This is a genomic window from Pseudomonas sp. GL_139_B, from assembly GCF_057834475.1.
Genome location: NZ_CM174403.1, coordinates 4,992,753 through 5,008,034, shown reverse-complemented (window position 1 = coordinate 5,008,034; position 15,282 = coordinate 4,992,753). Strand labels below are relative to the sequence as shown.

At 59.4% G+C, this 15,282-nt stretch carries 15 protein-coding genes and 1 pseudogene; 10 read left to right on the top strand and 6 right to left on the bottom strand.

Annotated features, from left to right (window positions below; genetic code table 11):
- Window positions 1-125: 125 nt before the first annotated feature.
- The gene (locus AC3ISI_RS22860; RefSeq protein ID WP_489333922.1) at window positions 126-1,031 is read right to left on the bottom strand and encodes a LysR family transcriptional regulator; all 906 of its coding nucleotides are present in this window, start codon (window positions 1,029-1,031) and stop codon (window positions 126-128) included.
- Between the two features lie 114 nt (window positions 1,032-1,145).
- On the opposite strand from AC3ISI_RS22860, the gene AC3ISI_RS22855 reads away from it, so the two are divergent.
- Both AC3ISI_RS22855 and AC3ISI_RS22850 read left to right on the top strand, forming a co-directional pair.
- Window positions 1,146-2,033, top strand: a complete 888-nt coding sequence (locus tag AC3ISI_RS22855; RefSeq protein ID WP_489333921.1) for an MBL fold metallo-hydrolase — start codon at window positions 1,146-1,148, stop codon at window positions 2,031-2,033.
- A 44-nt stretch (window positions 2,034-2,077) separates the two neighbouring features.
- Entirely contained in the window at window positions 2,078-2,692 is a 615-nt protein-coding gene (locus AC3ISI_RS22850) for an NAD(P)-dependent oxidoreductase (protein WP_489333920.1), read from the top strand.
- Between the two features lie 130 nt (window positions 2,693-2,822).
- Here AC3ISI_RS22850 and AC3ISI_RS22845 read toward each other — a convergent pair whose 3' ends face one another.
- On the bottom strand, window positions 2,823-3,704 hold the full coding sequence (locus AC3ISI_RS22845; protein ID WP_489333919.1) for a LysR substrate-binding domain-containing protein: 882 nt from the start codon (window positions 3,702-3,704) through the stop codon (window positions 2,823-2,825).
- A 161-nt stretch (window positions 3,705-3,865) separates the two neighbouring features.
- Between AC3ISI_RS22845 and AC3ISI_RS22840 the strand changes: the two genes are divergently transcribed.
- From AC3ISI_RS22840 to AC3ISI_RS22815, 6 genes are all read left to right on the top strand, one after another.
- The gene (locus AC3ISI_RS22840; RefSeq protein WP_489333918.1) at window positions 3,866-5,503 is read left to right on the top strand and encodes a 5-guanidino-2-oxopentanoate decarboxylase; all 1,638 of its coding nucleotides are present in this window, start codon (window positions 3,866-3,868) and stop codon (window positions 5,501-5,503) included.
- Window positions 5,500-6,948, top strand: coding sequence for an aldehyde dehydrogenase family protein (locus AC3ISI_RS22835; protein ID WP_489333916.1), 1,449 nt, complete (start codon window positions 5,500-5,502; stop codon window positions 6,946-6,948). Before AC3ISI_RS22840 ends, AC3ISI_RS22835 begins: the two co-directional genes overlap by 4 nt.
- A 218-nt stretch (window positions 6,949-7,166) precedes the next feature.
- Complete coding sequence (locus AC3ISI_RS22830) at window positions 7,167-8,270, top strand: ABC transporter substrate-binding protein (protein ID WP_489333915.1); 1,104 nt, start codon at window positions 7,167-7,169, stop codon at window positions 8,268-8,270.
- 194 nt (window positions 8,271-8,464) lie between these two features.
- On the top strand, window positions 8,465-9,373 hold the full coding sequence (locus AC3ISI_RS22825; RefSeq protein ID WP_489333914.1) for an ABC transporter permease: 909 nt from the start codon (window positions 8,465-8,467) through the stop codon (window positions 9,371-9,373).
- Complete coding sequence (locus AC3ISI_RS22820) at window positions 9,370-10,218, top strand: ABC transporter permease (RefSeq protein WP_489333913.1); 849 nt, start codon at window positions 9,370-9,372, stop codon at window positions 10,216-10,218. Before AC3ISI_RS22825 ends, AC3ISI_RS22820 begins: the two co-directional genes overlap by 4 nt.
- An 18-nt stretch (window positions 10,219-10,236) precedes the next feature.
- The gene (locus AC3ISI_RS22815; protein WP_489333912.1) at window positions 10,237-11,292 is read left to right on the top strand and encodes an ABC transporter ATP-binding protein; all 1,056 of its coding nucleotides are present in this window, start codon (window positions 10,237-10,239) and stop codon (window positions 11,290-11,292) included.
- Between the two features lie 185 nt (window positions 11,293-11,477).
- On the opposite strand, the pseudogene AC3ISI_RS22810 reads toward AC3ISI_RS22815, so the two are convergent.
- The 3 genes and pseudogenes from AC3ISI_RS22810 to AC3ISI_RS22800 all read right to left on the bottom strand — a co-directional run.
- Window positions 11,478-11,609 (bottom strand): annotated as a pseudogene (locus AC3ISI_RS22810) (histone deacetylase); the annotation flags it as partial.
- Window positions 11,579-12,592 carry a hypothetical protein gene (locus AC3ISI_RS22805; protein WP_489333911.1) on the bottom strand — a complete coding sequence of 338 codons (1,014 nt, stop codon included), beginning with the start codon at window positions 12,590-12,592 and terminating at the stop codon, window positions 11,579-11,581. The gene AC3ISI_RS22805 and the pseudogene AC3ISI_RS22810, both read right to left, overlap by 31 nt.
- A gap of 125 nt (window positions 12,593-12,717) precedes the next feature.
- Entirely contained in the window at window positions 12,718-13,647 is a 930-nt protein-coding gene (locus AC3ISI_RS22800) for an AraC family transcriptional regulator (protein ID WP_477794877.1), read from the bottom strand.
- Window positions 13,648-13,981: 334 nt separating this feature from the next.
- Between AC3ISI_RS22800 and AC3ISI_RS22795 the strand changes: the two genes are divergently transcribed.
- Entirely contained in the window at window positions 13,982-14,335 is a 354-nt protein-coding gene (locus tag AC3ISI_RS22795; RefSeq protein WP_489333910.1) for a putative quinol monooxygenase, read from the top strand.
- Window positions 14,336-14,376: 41 nt separating this feature from the next.
- A complete protein-coding gene (locus AC3ISI_RS22790) occupies window positions 14,377-14,607 on the top strand; it encodes a hypothetical protein (RefSeq protein ID WP_223520321.1) in 231 nt (76 codons plus the stop codon).
- Between the two features lies 1 nt (window position 14,608).
- Here the strand turns inward: AC3ISI_RS22790 and AC3ISI_RS22785 are convergent, their stop codons facing one another.
- The gene (locus AC3ISI_RS22785) at window positions 14,609-15,238 is read right to left on the bottom strand and encodes a flavin reductase family protein (RefSeq protein WP_489333909.1); all 630 of its coding nucleotides are present in this window, start codon (window positions 15,236-15,238) and stop codon (window positions 14,609-14,611) included.
- Between the last annotated feature and the right edge of the window lie 44 nt (window positions 15,239-15,282).

The window sequence follows — 15,282 nt, the reverse complement described above, 5'->3', positions numbered from 1 at the left end:
GTGGACCTCTGAACGAATACCCTTGGGTATTACTTTGAGCATAGGTCAGCGCCGGTGAGTTGCCACTAAAGTGGCATTGCCCGTACCCCTTGTAGGAGCTGGCTTGCCAGCTCCTACGGGGGTGTTTACAGGCCGAGATCCCATTCTGGTTCATCGGGGAACCTCAAAACGAGAAAATCCAGCAGGCTGCGCAACGCCGCGGGCATATGTTTGCGTGAGGCGTACACCGCGTAGATGTTCATTTGTCGTGGCTCGGCCTGGGGCAGCAGGCGGATCAGCTCCCCGCTATGGATATGCACACCCGCTTGATAACTTGGCAGCATCGCCACCCCCGCGCCGGCCATTGCCGCGCGCAGCAAGGTGCTGGCTTCATTGGCGCTGATGTTGCCTTGGACCGCCACAGAGACCGGTTCGCCGTCCTCCTCGAAATGCCAAAGGCTTTTGCCGAAGTAGGAATGGGTCAGGCAGTTATGCCGGCTCAGATCTTCCACCCGCTGCGGCGTCGGATGTTCGCGCAGGTAGGAGGGGGAGGCGCAGATCACCGAGCGACAGACCGTCAGCCGCCGGGCAATCAGGTTCGGGTCCAGGTCGTTGCTGGTGCGAATCGCCAGATCAATGCGTTCATCCACCAGGTTCACCGTGCGGTCGAGCATTTGCATATCAATGCTGACGCTGGGGTAACGTTTGACGAATGCCGCCATGGCGTCCGCCAGTTGCGCCTGACCAAACGAGGTGCTGACACTGATCCGCAGCAATCCGCGCGGCGTATCGTCCGGCTCGCTGACAGCGGCTCGCATGTCTGTGGACAAGTCGAGCATCTGCCGACAGCGGGGCAGCATCTCGGTGCCGGCGGCGGTCAGGCTCAGCTTGCGGGTCGTGCGGTGCATCAACCGGGCGCCGAGCCAATCCTCCAACTCCGCCAGATAGCGCGAAACCACTGGCCGCGACAGGTCCAGTTGGTCGGCGGCGGCCGACTGGCTGCCGAGGTCGACCACCGTGACGAACACCCGCATTGCTTGTAGACGATCCATGATTTGCACGCTTTCAGAAACAAACTATGTTCCAGCATCGCATTTTTTGTACTGAGTCATGCAACTAAGCTCCCTCCCATCGCCAAGCATGGCATTCGGACAACGGAGCAACACATGATCGGTTTCACCACCCTCAAGCGCATTTTGCTGGCCACCGCCACGCTCGGCTTCGCGGCCCATGCAGCAGCCGCATCGACCCTGACGCTGGAGGTCTACAACCCCGCCGACAAGGCGATCTTCCCGGTGACGTCGGTACTGGTCAGTGGCGAGAAGGAGGCGATTCTGGTGGATGCGCAATTCGGCAAATCCCAGGCTGAACAGGTTGTCGAGAAAATCCGCGCCAGCGGCAAGCAACTGACCACCATCTACATCAGCCACGGCGACCCGGATTACTACTTCGGTCTCGACACTCTGACTGCCGCGTTTCCGAATGCAAAAGTGCTCGCCTCGCAGCCGACCGTGGACCACATCAAGCACACCGTCGACGGCAAATTGGCGTTCTGGGGGCCAAAAATGGGCGCCGACGTACCGGCGACAACCATCGTGCCCCAAGTACTCAAGGGCGACAGCCTGATACTGGAAGGGCAGAAGTTGCAGGTGGTGGGGCTGGAGGGGAAACAGCCTGATCGCACCTTCGTCTGGATTCCGTCGATCAAAGCGGTCGTCGGTGGAGTGGTCGTGGCAGAGAACATCCATGTCTGGATGGCCGATACACAAACCCCGCAATCACACGCCGATTGGTTGGCTACGCTGCACTCCATCGAAACCTTGAAACCGAACACCATCGTGCCGGGGCATTACCTCGGGGACAGCGCTCGATCCTTGGCCGCCGTGCAGTTCACGGCGGAATACATCAAGGCCTTCGACGAGGAAACCGCCAAGGCCAAAGATTCCGCCGCACTGATCGCCGCGATGAAAAAACGCTTCCCGACGCTGGGCGAAGAAAGCTCGCTGGAACTGAGCGCCAAAGTCGCCAAGGGCGAGATGAAGTGGGGGGAATGATCGTTCCGCATACACTAGTTCACCTGAGCCAACTGGAGAATGTCATGAGCAAAATCGCAATCATCGGGGCCACCGGCCGTGCCGGCAGCCAACTGTTGGAAGAGGCGCTGCGTCGTGGTCACAGCGTCACCGCCATTGCCCGCGACACGTCGAAAATCGGCCAGCGTGCCGGTGTGGTCAGCAAGAACGTCGATGCCCTTGATGCCGCAGCGTTGCAGGCCGCAGTTGCCGGTCATGACGTGGTCATCAGCGCCGCGCATTTCTCGACGCTTGCCGCCGCTGCCGTGATCGGGCCAGTGAAAAAGGCCGGGGTGAAACGTCTGCTGGTGGTGGGGGGCGCCGGTTCGCTGTTGTTGCCGGATAGCACACGCGTGATCGACAGCAAGGGCTTTCCCGAGGCGTATAAGGCCGAGGCGGGTGCCGGTGCTTTGTTTCTTGAGAGCTTGCGTCAGGAACACGAACTGGACTGGACCTTCCTGTCACCGTCGGCGGAGTTTGTCGAAGGTGAGCGTACAGGCATGTTCCGGATCGGCAAGGATGATTTGCTGGTGAGCAGTGCAGGGCGCAGCTGGATCACGTTTGCTGATTATGCGATTGCGATGATCGACGAAGTGGAAGTGCCGAAGCATTCCCGTCAGCGGTTCGCCGTCGGCTACTGAGTTCACCGATCCCTTGTAGGAGTGAGCCTGCTCGCGATGGCGTTGGGTCAGTCGACATCACCGTTGAATGATCAACCGCAATCGCGAGCAGGCTCACTCCCACAGGGAACCGCATCAAGACTTTCGGGTTTCACCGCGCTTGAGCCTGCTCGACCAACCACCCCAATAATTCCTGCAACTTCGGCGAAGGTGCGGACTTTTGCGGCAATACCAGGTAATACCCCAGCCCCGTCTTTACCTTCAATTCAAACGGCATGACCAGCCGCCCGGCGCTTAAGTCATCGCCAATCAACGACCAGTCTCCGATCGCCACACCCGTCCCCTGGGACGCCATCGACATCGCCAGGTCCAGGGTTTCGAAGTGCTGACCCTTGCTGACATTGCTCAGGCGAACATTGGCCGTGGCCAGCCAGGCCTTCCAGTCCCGCTCATCACGGGTGGGATGCAGCAGCATGTGCTGCTCAAGATCTTCCGGTGTCAGCAATGGCACCGGACCTTCGAGCAACGGTTTGGAGCAGACCGGGGTCAGCTGTTCATCGAACAGGCGTTGCGACACCAATGAAGTGTCCGGCGGCGCGCCGTACATCACCGCCGCATCGAACTGTTCGCGATGAAAATCCACGCCGTGCTTGACCGTCGTGGTCAGTTCCACCGGCACATCCGGACGCTCTCTCTGCCATTGCATAAGACGCGGCAGCAGCCAGCGCATGACGCACGTCGGGGCCTTGAGTTGCAGGGTTTCGCGTTTCTGGCCGATCTGTTCGACCGCCTCGTCGATCAGCCCGAAAATCTGCTGAACCCGTGGCAGCCATTCGCGTCCTTCTGCCGTCAGATCGAGGCCGCGAGCCTGACGGATAAACAGCTCATAACCCAGATGATCTTCCAGCCCGGCGATTTGTCGGCTTACCGCGCCTTGGGTGATGTGCAGCTGTTCGGCGGCCCGGGTGAAATTGCAGCATTGCGCGGTAATCAGAAAGCTGTGGAGCGCCGACAGGGGAGGCAGTCGTTTCATTGGAATCCAAGGTATGACGTGAGGACATGGCTAGTATGACTTTTTATCCATTGTTGCGGCTACGTGTCGCCCGTTCCAATGAGGCCATCCCTGGACCTGCCCACCCATCATAAACATTGCGCAGGCCCGGCGTCTCAAACGAACAAGAAGGGCAAAACACAATGGCGACGTGCGGCGAAGTATTGGTCAAGTTACTCGAAGATTACGGGGTCGAGCAGGTGTTCGGTATTCCCGGGGTTCACACCGTGGAGCTGTATCGCGGGCTGGCCCGTTCGAGCATCAACCACGTCACTCCGCGTCACGAACAGGGCGCCGGTTTCATGGCCGACGGTTATGCACGCACCAGCGGCAAACCGGGTGTGTGCTTCATCATCACCGGCCCTGGCATGACCAACATCACCACCGCCATGGGCCAGGCCTACGCCGACTCGATCCCGATGCTGGTGATCTCCAGCGTGCAATCGCGCAGCCAGTTGGGCGGCGGTCGCGGCAAGCTGCATGAACTGCCGAACCAAGGCGCATTGGTTGCCGGCGTGGCGGCTTTCTCCCACACCTTGATGTCGGCGTCCGAGTTGCCGGGCGTTCTGGCCCGCGCATTCGCGTTGTTTCAGGCGGGCCGTCCGCGTCCGGTGCACATCGAAATTCCATTGGACGTGCTGGTTGAAGAAGCCGATGACCTGCTCAGCAGCGTACCGGTGAACATCGACCGCGCCGGCGCATCGCCGACCGCCGTTTCGCGCATGACCGAGTTGCTGGCCGGCGCCAAGCGTCCGCTGATTCTCGCCGGTGGCGGTGCCATCGATGCCGCCGCTGAACTGACGGAACTGGCCGAACTGCTGGACGCACCGGTGGCACTGACCATCAATGCCAAAGGCATGCTCGAATCCAGCCACCCGTTGCTGATCGGTTCCACCCAAAGCCTGGTTGCGACCCGTGCACTGGTGGCCGAGGCCGACGTGGTATTGGCGATCGGCACCGAGCTGGCCGAGACCGACTATGACGTCACCTTCGCCGGTGGTTTCGAAATCCCGGGCAAGCTGCTGCGAGTGGACATCGACCCGGACCAGACCGTGCGCAACTATCCGCCGCACGTGGCGCTGGTGTCCGACTCGCGTAACGCCGCCCAGGCTTTGCTGAGTGCGCTGTCCCAGCAGTCGCTGGCCGAGCGTCGCAACGATTGGGGTCAGGCCCGTGCCGCCCGTTTGCGTGAAGAACTGGCCAAGACTTGGGATGCCCCGACCCTGGCCCAGACCCGCTTCCTTGAAACGGTATTGAACGTGTTGCCGGACGCGGTGTTCGTCGGCGATTCGACCCAGCCTGTCTACACCGGCAACCTGACATTCAATCCCGAGCGACCACGGCGCTGGTTCAACTCGTCCACCGGTTACGGCACCCTCGGTTACGCCTTGCCGGCCGCCATCGGCGCCTGGCTTGGCGGTAGCGTTGAAGGCGGCTCGCGTGCGCCGGTGGTGTGCCTGATCGGTGACGGCGGCCTGCAATTCACCTTGCCGGAACTGGCCAGTGCTGTAGAAGCGCAGACCCCGGTGATTGTGCTGTTGTGGAATAACCAAGGCTACGAAGAGATCAAGAAATACATGGTCAACCGCGCCATCGAGCCGGTTGGCGTGGACATCTACACCCCGGACTTCATCGGTGTGGCCAAGGCATTGGGTTGCGCAGCGGAAGCGATCAGCAGTATCGAGCAACTGCGCACAGCGCTGCGTTCCGCGGCCGATCGTCAAGGCCCGACCTTGATTGAAATCGATCAGACCCAGTGGATGAAGGCGGTGTCGAAATGACGTTCCCTACGACACTGGACGGTCTATTCATCGACGGTCAATGGTCGGCGGGCAACGAACACCTGCGCGTCATCAACCCGGCGACCGAAGCCCTGTTGACCACGGTCAATGGCGGCGATGCCCAGGCCGTCGATCACGCCGTGAGTGCGGCGACCAAGGCCTTCGCCGACTGGTCGAAAACCACCGGTGCCGAGCGTGGCGCGATCCTGCGCAAAATCGCAGCGGGCGTGCAGGCGGGTCGTGAGCAATTGATGCATTTGCAGTCGAGCAACAACGGCAAGCCGCTGTTCGAAGCCGCTATCGATGTCGATGACGTGATCGCCACTTTCGAGTTTTACGCCGGTCTGGCAGAAGGCCTCGACGCTAAACAAGACAGCGCCGTTGAATTGCCGAGCGACGATTTCAGTGCGCGTCTGCGCCGTGAGCCTGCCGGTGTGGTCGGCCTGATCGTGCCGTGGAATTTCCCGATGGTCACCACCGCCTGGAAACTCGCCCCGGCGCTCGCTGCCGGTTGCTGCGTGGTGCTCAAGCCTTCGGAAGTGACACCGCTGCCGGAACTGGAGCTGGCGTCGATCATCGCTAAGGCCGGTTTGCCAGCCGGAGTCTTCAACCTGGTGTGCGGCACCGGCCTGGCGGTCGGCGCGCCACTGTCGGCGGATCCGCGCATCGCCAAAATTTCCTTCACAGGCAGCAACGCGGTGGGCGTGCAAGTCATGCAACGCGCGGCGGAAACCGTTAAAGGCGTGAGCCTGGAACTGGGCGGTAAATCCTCGCTGCTGGTGCTGGCTGATGCCGACCTCGACCTGGCGGTGGAAGTGGCCTGTGGCGGCGGTTTCTTCAACGCCGGGCAAATGTGTTCCGCCACCAGTCGCGTGCTGGTCGCCGATGAACTGGCTGATGAATTCCTGTTGCGTCTGAAGGCGCGCACCGAAGCCATTCGCGTGGCCGACCCGTTCGACCCGGCCGTGGAAATGGGCGCACTGGTCAATCAGGCGCAATACCAGCGCGTGTTGGGCCACATTGATCGTGGTTTGACTGCGGGTGCCAAGTTGATTTGTGGCGGTAATCGTCCGGCAGACTTGCCGCGCGGCTATTTTTTGCAGCCGACGATCTTCACCGAAGTGCCCCTCGACAGTGCGCTGTGGTGTGAAGAGATTTTCGGCCCGGTGATCTGCGTGCGCCGTTTCGCCTCTGAAGCCGAGGCGATTGCCCTGGCCAACGACAGCCAGTTCGGCTTGGTAGCCAGTGTGGTCACGCGCAATGCCGAGGCGGCTGATCGAGTCGCCAACGCCTTGCAGGCGGGGCTGGTGTGGATCAACGCGCCGCAGGTGATCTTCCCCCAGACCGCCTGGGGTGGCTACAAACAGAGCAGCATCGGCCGCGAGTTGGGGCCATGGGGTTTGCAGGCGTTCCAGGAAATCAAACACGTGATTCGGGCTGTCTGACAGCACGAAAAGGGTGAGCGCATGCCTCTTGTTGAGGCATGCGCTGGCGTCATGGCTTCAATGAGTTTTTATCGATAGTCAGGTGTTTTACACAACCTCAGGATGAACCCGTCGGCGCAGCTTGAACCCCGTAAATACGGGGGTTTTAAGCTGGTCAGGCCGCGCGGATGCAACGGTTGCGACCAGCCTCATACCTACAAAAACAAAGGGAGTCCGTAATGGGCGAGCATGATCTGAACAGACGTCAATTCATCAAGACCGTGGGCGTAGCCTCGGTGGCAGCAGCGGCCATGAGCATGCCGTTCATCAAGGCTAATGCCAGCGACACACGCTTTGCGGGCAAAACCCTGCGTTTGCTGACCTGGTCCGATGACACCGGCCTGGCAGCCCTGCGCAATATCGCTGCGACCTTCGAAGACAAGTACGGCTGCAAGGTCATCGCTGACCGCACCGGCAGTACCTCGGAAATGGTCGCCAAACTCAAGGCCGGCGGTGATCGTCCGCAGTACGACATCATCACCCTGGCAGGCGTTGGTGCCGAAGGTCTGGCCGCTGCCAACCTGCTGGAAAAACCTGACCTCAACCGCATTCCCAACCTGGTCGACGTACCGGAAAAATACCGCACCGGCGCCAATGGCCACGGTATCGGTTACCTCCTGTGGTGCAACAGCCTGGTCTATAGCACTCGCACCCAGAAAGAAGCCCCGACCAGTTACGCCGCCCTGTGGGACCCGGAACTGGCGCCGAACATCTTCCTGCCGCCACCAAACTGGACCGAGGCCATGGACCTGATCATCATCGCCGCCAAACTGGCCGGTGGTGACGAACACAACATTGAGCCAGGCTTCAAGAAGCTTGCCGAGCTGAAAGATCGCGTGGTCACCCTGGGTGAAAACCCTAACCAGATCGCCGAGCTGTTCCGCACAGGTTCCCTGGACATGGGCGGCCTGTACGCGCCAGCCTTCTTCCCGAAACAGATTCGCGATCCGGCCTACGGCCTGAGTGCAACCTTTGGCATGAAGGAAGGTTTCTACACCGACTTGATGCAATCGGTCATGCCGAAGAACCGTCCGGGCGACACCGACATGGCGTACGCCTTCATCAACCACTCTCTGGACCCACTGGTGCAGGGCAAGATGGCTGAAGACATCTACAACGGCCCGGTCAACGCCAAGGCGATAATCTCCGCCGAAGCGCGCAAGAGCCCGTACATCCTCACGCCAGAGCAGATTGCCGAGAAGGCGATCATGCACGACAACGCCTTCCTGGCCACCGTGCATGACCAATGGATTCGTCGCTACACGGAAATCTTTTCTTCCTGATCGAGTGACGACCACACGTCTTTAGAACACTGAAATCCCCTGTGGGAGCGAGCCTGCTCGCGAATGCGTCGGCACATCCAACATCGATGTGACTGACGCACCGCTTTCGCGAGCAGGCTCGCTCCCACAAGGGGAACAGGGTGGTTTCAAGGACCTGTGTTTGTCAGCTGCTTTCCATTGACGAGACCCTTGCTATGGAACACCAACCTCTGACTCATCCGGTAAGCGTCGCCCCCGTGCGTGCTCGTCGGGGTGTTTCGCCGACGACCCGCGCCTGGTTTTTCCTGACGCCGTCGATGCTGTTTCTGGGTGTACTGATCGCCGCCAGCCTGCTGGTCCTGCGCATGAGCGTGGGCACCAAAGGCGCGGAATGGACCGGGTTCAGCCTGGCCAGTTACGCCCAATTGCTCGAACCGTATTACCTCAAATCCTTGCTGCTGACCCTGCGTCTGGCGCTGATCAGCGCAGTGATCGCCGTAGTCCTGGCGATCCCGGTGGCCTACACCATGTCGCGCCTGACCTCACCGTTTGTGCGCCGGGTATTCCTTGCCGCGGTGCTGTTGCCGTTGCTGGTCAACCTGCTGCTGCAAAGCTACGGCTGGCTGGTGATCCTCGGCCCGGGCGGCATGCTCAATCAAGCGCTGATGGGCCTCGGTCTGATCAAGCGCCCGATCATGCTGCTCTACAACCAGAACGGCGTGCTGATGGGCCTGGTGCAAACTGCGTTCCCGTTGGCCGTGTTGCCGATTGCCAGCGCCATGCGCGGCGTCGCCCGTACTTACGAAGAAGCCGCCGCGACCCTGGGCGCGAGTCGCTTTCAGGTGTTCCGTCAAGTGGTGCTGCCGATGAGCATGCCGGGGATCATTACCGGCGCGACGTTGGTATTTGCCTACAACGCGAGCAGTTTCGTGGTGCCTTTGCTGCTCGGGGGTCGACGCGTGCCGATGCTGGCGGTGATGGTCCATGACCAGATCGCGCCGCTGATGAACTGGCCTGCCGCGTCCGCTGCCGGTGTGGTGCTGATTGTGACCACGCTGGCGATCATGACCTTGTCCGAATACATCACTGGCCGCCGTCGGCGCATGCTGGAGGCTTCGCAATGAGCACCCTGATCAAAAAGCGTTATGGCCTGCTGCCGGGCGAAACCGGCAAGTTTGCCGGCATCCTCTCGGGCTTCATCCTGCTGCTGGCGGTGTTGCCGATCCTGACCATGATCGTGATGTCGTTCAGCGGTTCGTCGAACCTCGACTTCCCGCCGAGCAGCTACAGCCTGCAATGGTACAAGGCCGCCTGGCACACCTTCGTCTCGCCGGACGCCAGCGACGTGCTGAGCCTCGGCAAAGCGATGACCACCAGCCTGATGGTCGCGTGCCTGACCATGGTTTTCGCCACGATCATCGCGGTGCCTGCGTCGTATGCGCTGACCCGTTGCGAGTTCCGTGGCAAAGCCGTGGCGCTGCAACTGATGTCGCTGCCTCTAGTGTTCCCGATGGTGGTGTTGGGGCTGGCGTTGCTGCTGGTGTTCGACAGCCTGCCGTTCCAGATGACCACCTCGCGGCTGGTGATTGCCCACGTGATCCTGGCGTTGCCATTCGTGGTGAAGAACTGCACCGCGGCGATGCTCTCGATCGGCAGTGAAGTCGAAGAAGCCGCGCAAATGCTCGGTGCTTCACCGACCCGGGCGATTGTCGATGTGGTAGTGCCGTTGATGAAGTCGGGGATTCTGGCGGGCATGCTGCTGGCGTTCATCGTCTCGTTCAACGAATTCACCGTGACCTATTTCCTCTACACCATCGACGTCATGACCGTGCCGATCTGGATGTACAGCCGCACCGTGTCATCGCTCGACCCTACCGTTTTCTCGTTTGCCGTGCTGATCGTGCTGATCGACTTCGTCCTGATCTGGGCGCTGGAGAAGCTGGTCGGTGAAGGTGGCGTTTCGTTCTGATTTCTTGAGGTGATTCACATGTCTGGTCTGATTCTGGAAAACGTCGAGAAACATTACGGCTCGGCCTGCGCGGTAAAGGATGTAAACCTGCATTTGCCGGAAGGCAAACTGGTGTGTTTCCTCGGCCCGTCGGGCTGTGGCAAAACCACGTTGCTGCGCATGATTGCCGGCCTCGAAACCCTGACCGGTGGCGAGATTCGCCTGGACGGTGAAGACATCGGCCACACCCCGGCGCATCAGCGCAATTTCGGCATGGTGTTTCAATCGCTGGCGCTGTTCCCGCACATGACGGTGGGGGAGAACATCGCCTATCCGCTGAAACTGCGTGGCGTCAGCAAGGCTGATCAGCAGGCGCGTGTGGTGGAATTGCTGGAGCTGATTCAGTTGCAGGAAATGATTGATCGCCCGGTGGCAAAACTCTCCGGCGGTCAACGTCAGCGCGTGGCGATTGCCCGGGCAATTGCTTCGCGACCAAAAATCCTCCTGCTGGATGAGCCGCTGTCGGCGCTGGACGCCAAGCTGCGCGAGTCGATGCAAGTGGAAATCCGTCAGCTGCAACAACGCCTGAACATCACCACGATCATGGTGACCCACGATCAGCGTGAGGCGATGACCATGGCCGATATCGTCGTGGTACTGGGTGAGCACCGCGTGCAACAAGTCGGTACGCCAATTGAAATCTACCGGCACCCGGCCAACGAATTTGTCGCGGACTTTATTGGTTCCGGCAACATCTTCCCGGCCACGGCGTTGGGCAATGGCAAAGTCGGTTTGCCGGGTGGCGATGCACTGGAAGTGCCGATTTGCAGCAGCATCGTGGCTGGCGAAAAAGTGAAAATGCTGATTCGCCCGGAAGACTTGCAACTGTCGCACCCGCAGGCGACGGCGGGGAATCGCTTGCTGGGCAAGGTGACGTTCGTGCGTGATATCGGCGCGACGATTGAAACCACCGTGGAGTGTTCGGGTGTGTCGTTTACTGCATTGAGCACGCCGTGTCAGGGGTTTGGGTTGAACATTGGTAACCCGGTGTCGGTGACGTTGCCGGCTGAGGCTTGCCGAGTACTCGGCGCCTGACTGACTGGCCTCATCGTCGGAACGCCGCCTGGAGGCGGCTCGCACACAGGGGATAGATGAAGGGCTCAAGGTCTGGTTAAAAAACAACCATCGTTGTGTAGCCCATACGCTGTATGGGCTGTAGGCCCTTTCACTCAGGTTATCCACAGGCAGTTCCACAGGCATTGTGGGTAAGGACTCACACCTCAGTGACAACTGGATGACTGCCAGACCCGTTGCGCGCTGTGATGCGGGATGCCGTGCCGACATGCCAGGGCCTTACGGTCCTTGCTGTCTCCGCCGCCAATCACCGGGGCCACCGGAATATCCCGGCCCAGTCAATACCCTGCGGAGATGCTCGGCTGCTGCATTCGGTTTTTACGGCCGCACCCCAGTGTTCCCCTTTACAGTCGGCTTGGAGACAAACAGTGTGATCTCGGCCGATGATAAACGTCGCTGTCAGGGTGAAAGTATCGTACGCGTTTAACTGAGTCTTCATATTCAGCCAAGTAGTGTTGCCGGCCTCGTCGAGTGGAAAATCCGTTTTGTAAAAAATGTCGACTCGGATATGGCCGGAAGGCAGCCTATAAATATGTATATCCCTGTTATCTTTGTTTGCCGCGCTTACAACACTTGGATCATGTTTATTTGAAATTCCAATCAAATCAAGTATGCCCATCTGGCTAGCCAGCATGCCTAGCCAGCGTTGCTGGTAGAGAGTGCATTCATCAGCAAATTTTTTTACCGACTCTTTTTTCAGCTTACTATCCACTCCGTCCTCTGGGCTATAGCGGTAGGTCTCGCCGTTGTTGTGGAAGCAGAGGCTTAAACGATCGGCGTCGGTCTCTAGTTGGGCGAGGCATTCGTCAGCATCCTGATCAGCACGCACTGTCTTGATAGAGTCCACTATTTCAGCTGTTGGTGTGTCCGTGGGTAGTTGAAATGTTTGTGAAATACCTATTTTACCTATAGCGATTTCCACCGAGCTCTCATTCCGAACTTCGTAATCAAATTCGCATCGGAAGGTAGCCGCAACTAACGTGTAGAGTGTATTGAAGCCGGCGAGCTGCACGTCGTCGCTTGTCCCGCAGTACAGGTCGTACAGGGCAACCTTTGCTTTTTCTATATGCGTATCACAGAACCAGTCTTTGATCTTGTCCCAAGCGATAGTCTTCGCGAGAGTCTTTACGTTTTTAATGTCTTCAACATTTGTATTGTCAATGGATCTGCTGAACCTGCTTCCTTCAAACACGACTGCCGGCATATTTTTCTCTGTTGTAAATAAGGGGGCAGGTATCTGGAGATACAGCAATATCTCCATGCCTTGCGATCCATAGTAAACGGATTGATTTTTTCGGCGGGATTATGGCCGTTCGGAAAAAACCGGCCTCTATAAAACGCTCAATTGGGCTCCAGTGACGGGTTCGGCAAATGACCAGTTCCGGATCAGACTGACAACCGCAACCGCGCCAAATCCCGCAACGGCGGCGCCCCGAACAACCGGCTGTACTCGCGGCTGAACTGCGAAGGGCTTTCATACCCCACCCGATACCCCGCCGCCGAAGCCTCCAATCCTTCGGCCAGCATCAACCGCCGCGCTTCCTGCAACCGCAACTGCTTCTGATACTGCAACGGACTCATCGCCGTCATCGCCTTGAAACGGTGATGCAACGTCGACACGCTCAGGTTCACTTCCTTCGCCAGATCATCGATACGCAGCGGTTGCTCATAGTTGCCGTTGAGCCACTTGATCGCCTGGCTGATGCGATGGCTCTGGCTGTTGGCGATCGCAATTTCATACAGCCGATGCCCCTGCGGACTGCGTAGCAACCGGTACAGAATTTCCCGGCGAATCAGCGGCGCGAGCATGGCGATGTCTTTCGGGGTGTCCAGCAAGCGCGCCAGACGCAGCACCGCGTCGAGCATCGCTGTGTCGATCCGCTCGACGTACAAGCCACGACCGGTGGGGCGGGTTGGTACGCCCAAGGGGCCGGCATCGGCAATCAGCGCGCTGATTTCCGCCGGGTCGATGTCCAGCCGCACCGCAAGGATCGGTGCTTCGGGCGAGACGTTCACCACCCGCCCGCTCAGCGGCATCGAGACCGACACCACCAGGTAATTCAGCGGGTCGTAGTTAAAGTGCTCATCGGCCAGCCTGACCTCTTTGCGCCCCTGGGCCATGATGCACAGCGCCGGTTGGGCGAGCCCCGGGGTAAATTCATGAGACTGGCTATGGCGTGACATGAAGAGCGAACCGACGGCCGTCGCATAATTGCCATCCTCCTGCGTATTGCGGCGGATGATCGCGGCCAGTTCTGCGCGCTGTTTCTCCATGTCGGCGTCCAGCGGGGCTTGAAAATGATCGAGCGACGACATGCAAGGCATCCTCGGTGAGGCGTGGGTTATGAGCCGAGCTTAAGTTTGTGCAAGCCAATGCGGTAGACACATCCTGCCTCAACCTTGCCTGATTCTGCACGGAGTGGATTAACGGTGCCTCTACGGCGGGGCCGCACAAGGAAAACTTGCTTGAAAGCCCTGTTTCATTGGCTTGAAAGCGATTTTCCGTGGTTACAGTTTTTTCAGAGGTCGCGCAGGATTGTGCAACACACCGGCAGGAATCGACTAACCGCGCTGGAACCTGTGCGCTTAACCTCGGATCCTGTCGCAGCCCGTCCCACGGCTGCCACTCGAGTACCTGGGAGGGTTGAACATGTCTACGCAGATCCCCGTCAGCCATATGGCTTTTGTCCGTGCCCACGCCGGGCGTTCGGTGGAACTCGGTGTGCGCCTGAGCGCCCTGATCGAGCCGTCGCGCAATGCACCGGGTTGCTTGAACTTTGCCCTGCAACAGTCGCAATGCGATCCCGAGTTGTGGCTGGTGTCCGGTTTCTGGGTGAACCAGCAGGCCATGACCGCGTACTTCAGCACCCCGGCGATGGAAGTGTTTGCCGAATTGCTGCAGGACCTGGTGGTCAACAGCCTGGATTTTCATACCTTCAAGGAGGTATCGGCCGCCGAAGCGTTGGGTCAGACCCAGTCGTGGGTACACAAAATGGCGGGTTGAGGGTTTAATGAGGCCATTCTCAATCAGCCAGGATCCGCGACATGGCACGTAAAGCCTTTGATCACTTCGAAGCCGTTTCCGCTGTAGTACCGGGTGAGGGCGGTTACCACGCCGCCATCGCCGTCAAAGCCTTGGGTGGTGCAGGCGCACCGCGATTCCACAAAGTCCTTGAAGACCGTACTTTCAAGACCGCGCATGAAGCCGATGAAGCAGCAGCCAAAGAACTGACCCGCCTCAAAGACGTCAAGGAAAACACCGATCTGCTTTGGTGATTTACCTGCTCGCCCCAGGGCGATACATCTTGAACAACGCCTCCGGCCCCAGCTGAAAATAATCCGCTGGCCCACCGCCGCGCAGAATCGGTTCTGCCGCGGCGGTGTCGTAGACCCCATCCTTCAATAGCCATTTGGCGATATGCACGGCGACCACTTCGCCGAGAATCAGCCAGCTCGGCACCACATTCCCGTCCGCGCGCTGCAACTGAATGATCTGCGTGACTTTGCATTCGAAGGACACCGGGCTTTCAGCTACCCGTGGCACCTGAATGATTTTCGAGGCAACAGGCGTCAGTCCGGACAGTTCGAACTCGTTGACCTGCGGCCCGACCATCGCGCAGCTCTGGTTCATCTGCTCGGCCAATGGGCGAGTGGCGAGGTTCCAGGCGAACTCGCCGGTTTGCTCGATGTTGTTCAGGCTGTCTTTGCGCCCGACGCTTGCAAAACCAATGATCGGCGGAATGTAATTGAACGCGTTGAAGAAGCTGTACGGCGCCAGGTTCAAGTGGCCGTTGGCATCCTGCGAGGAAATCCAGCCAATGGGGCGTGGTCCGACGATGGCATTGAACGGGTCGTGGGGCAGGCCGTGGCCGTTGGCGGGTTCGTAGAAATGGATGTCGTCAGGCATGAGGTGCAATCCAGGAGCGCTCGTGAGACGGCCATGGTGCAAGG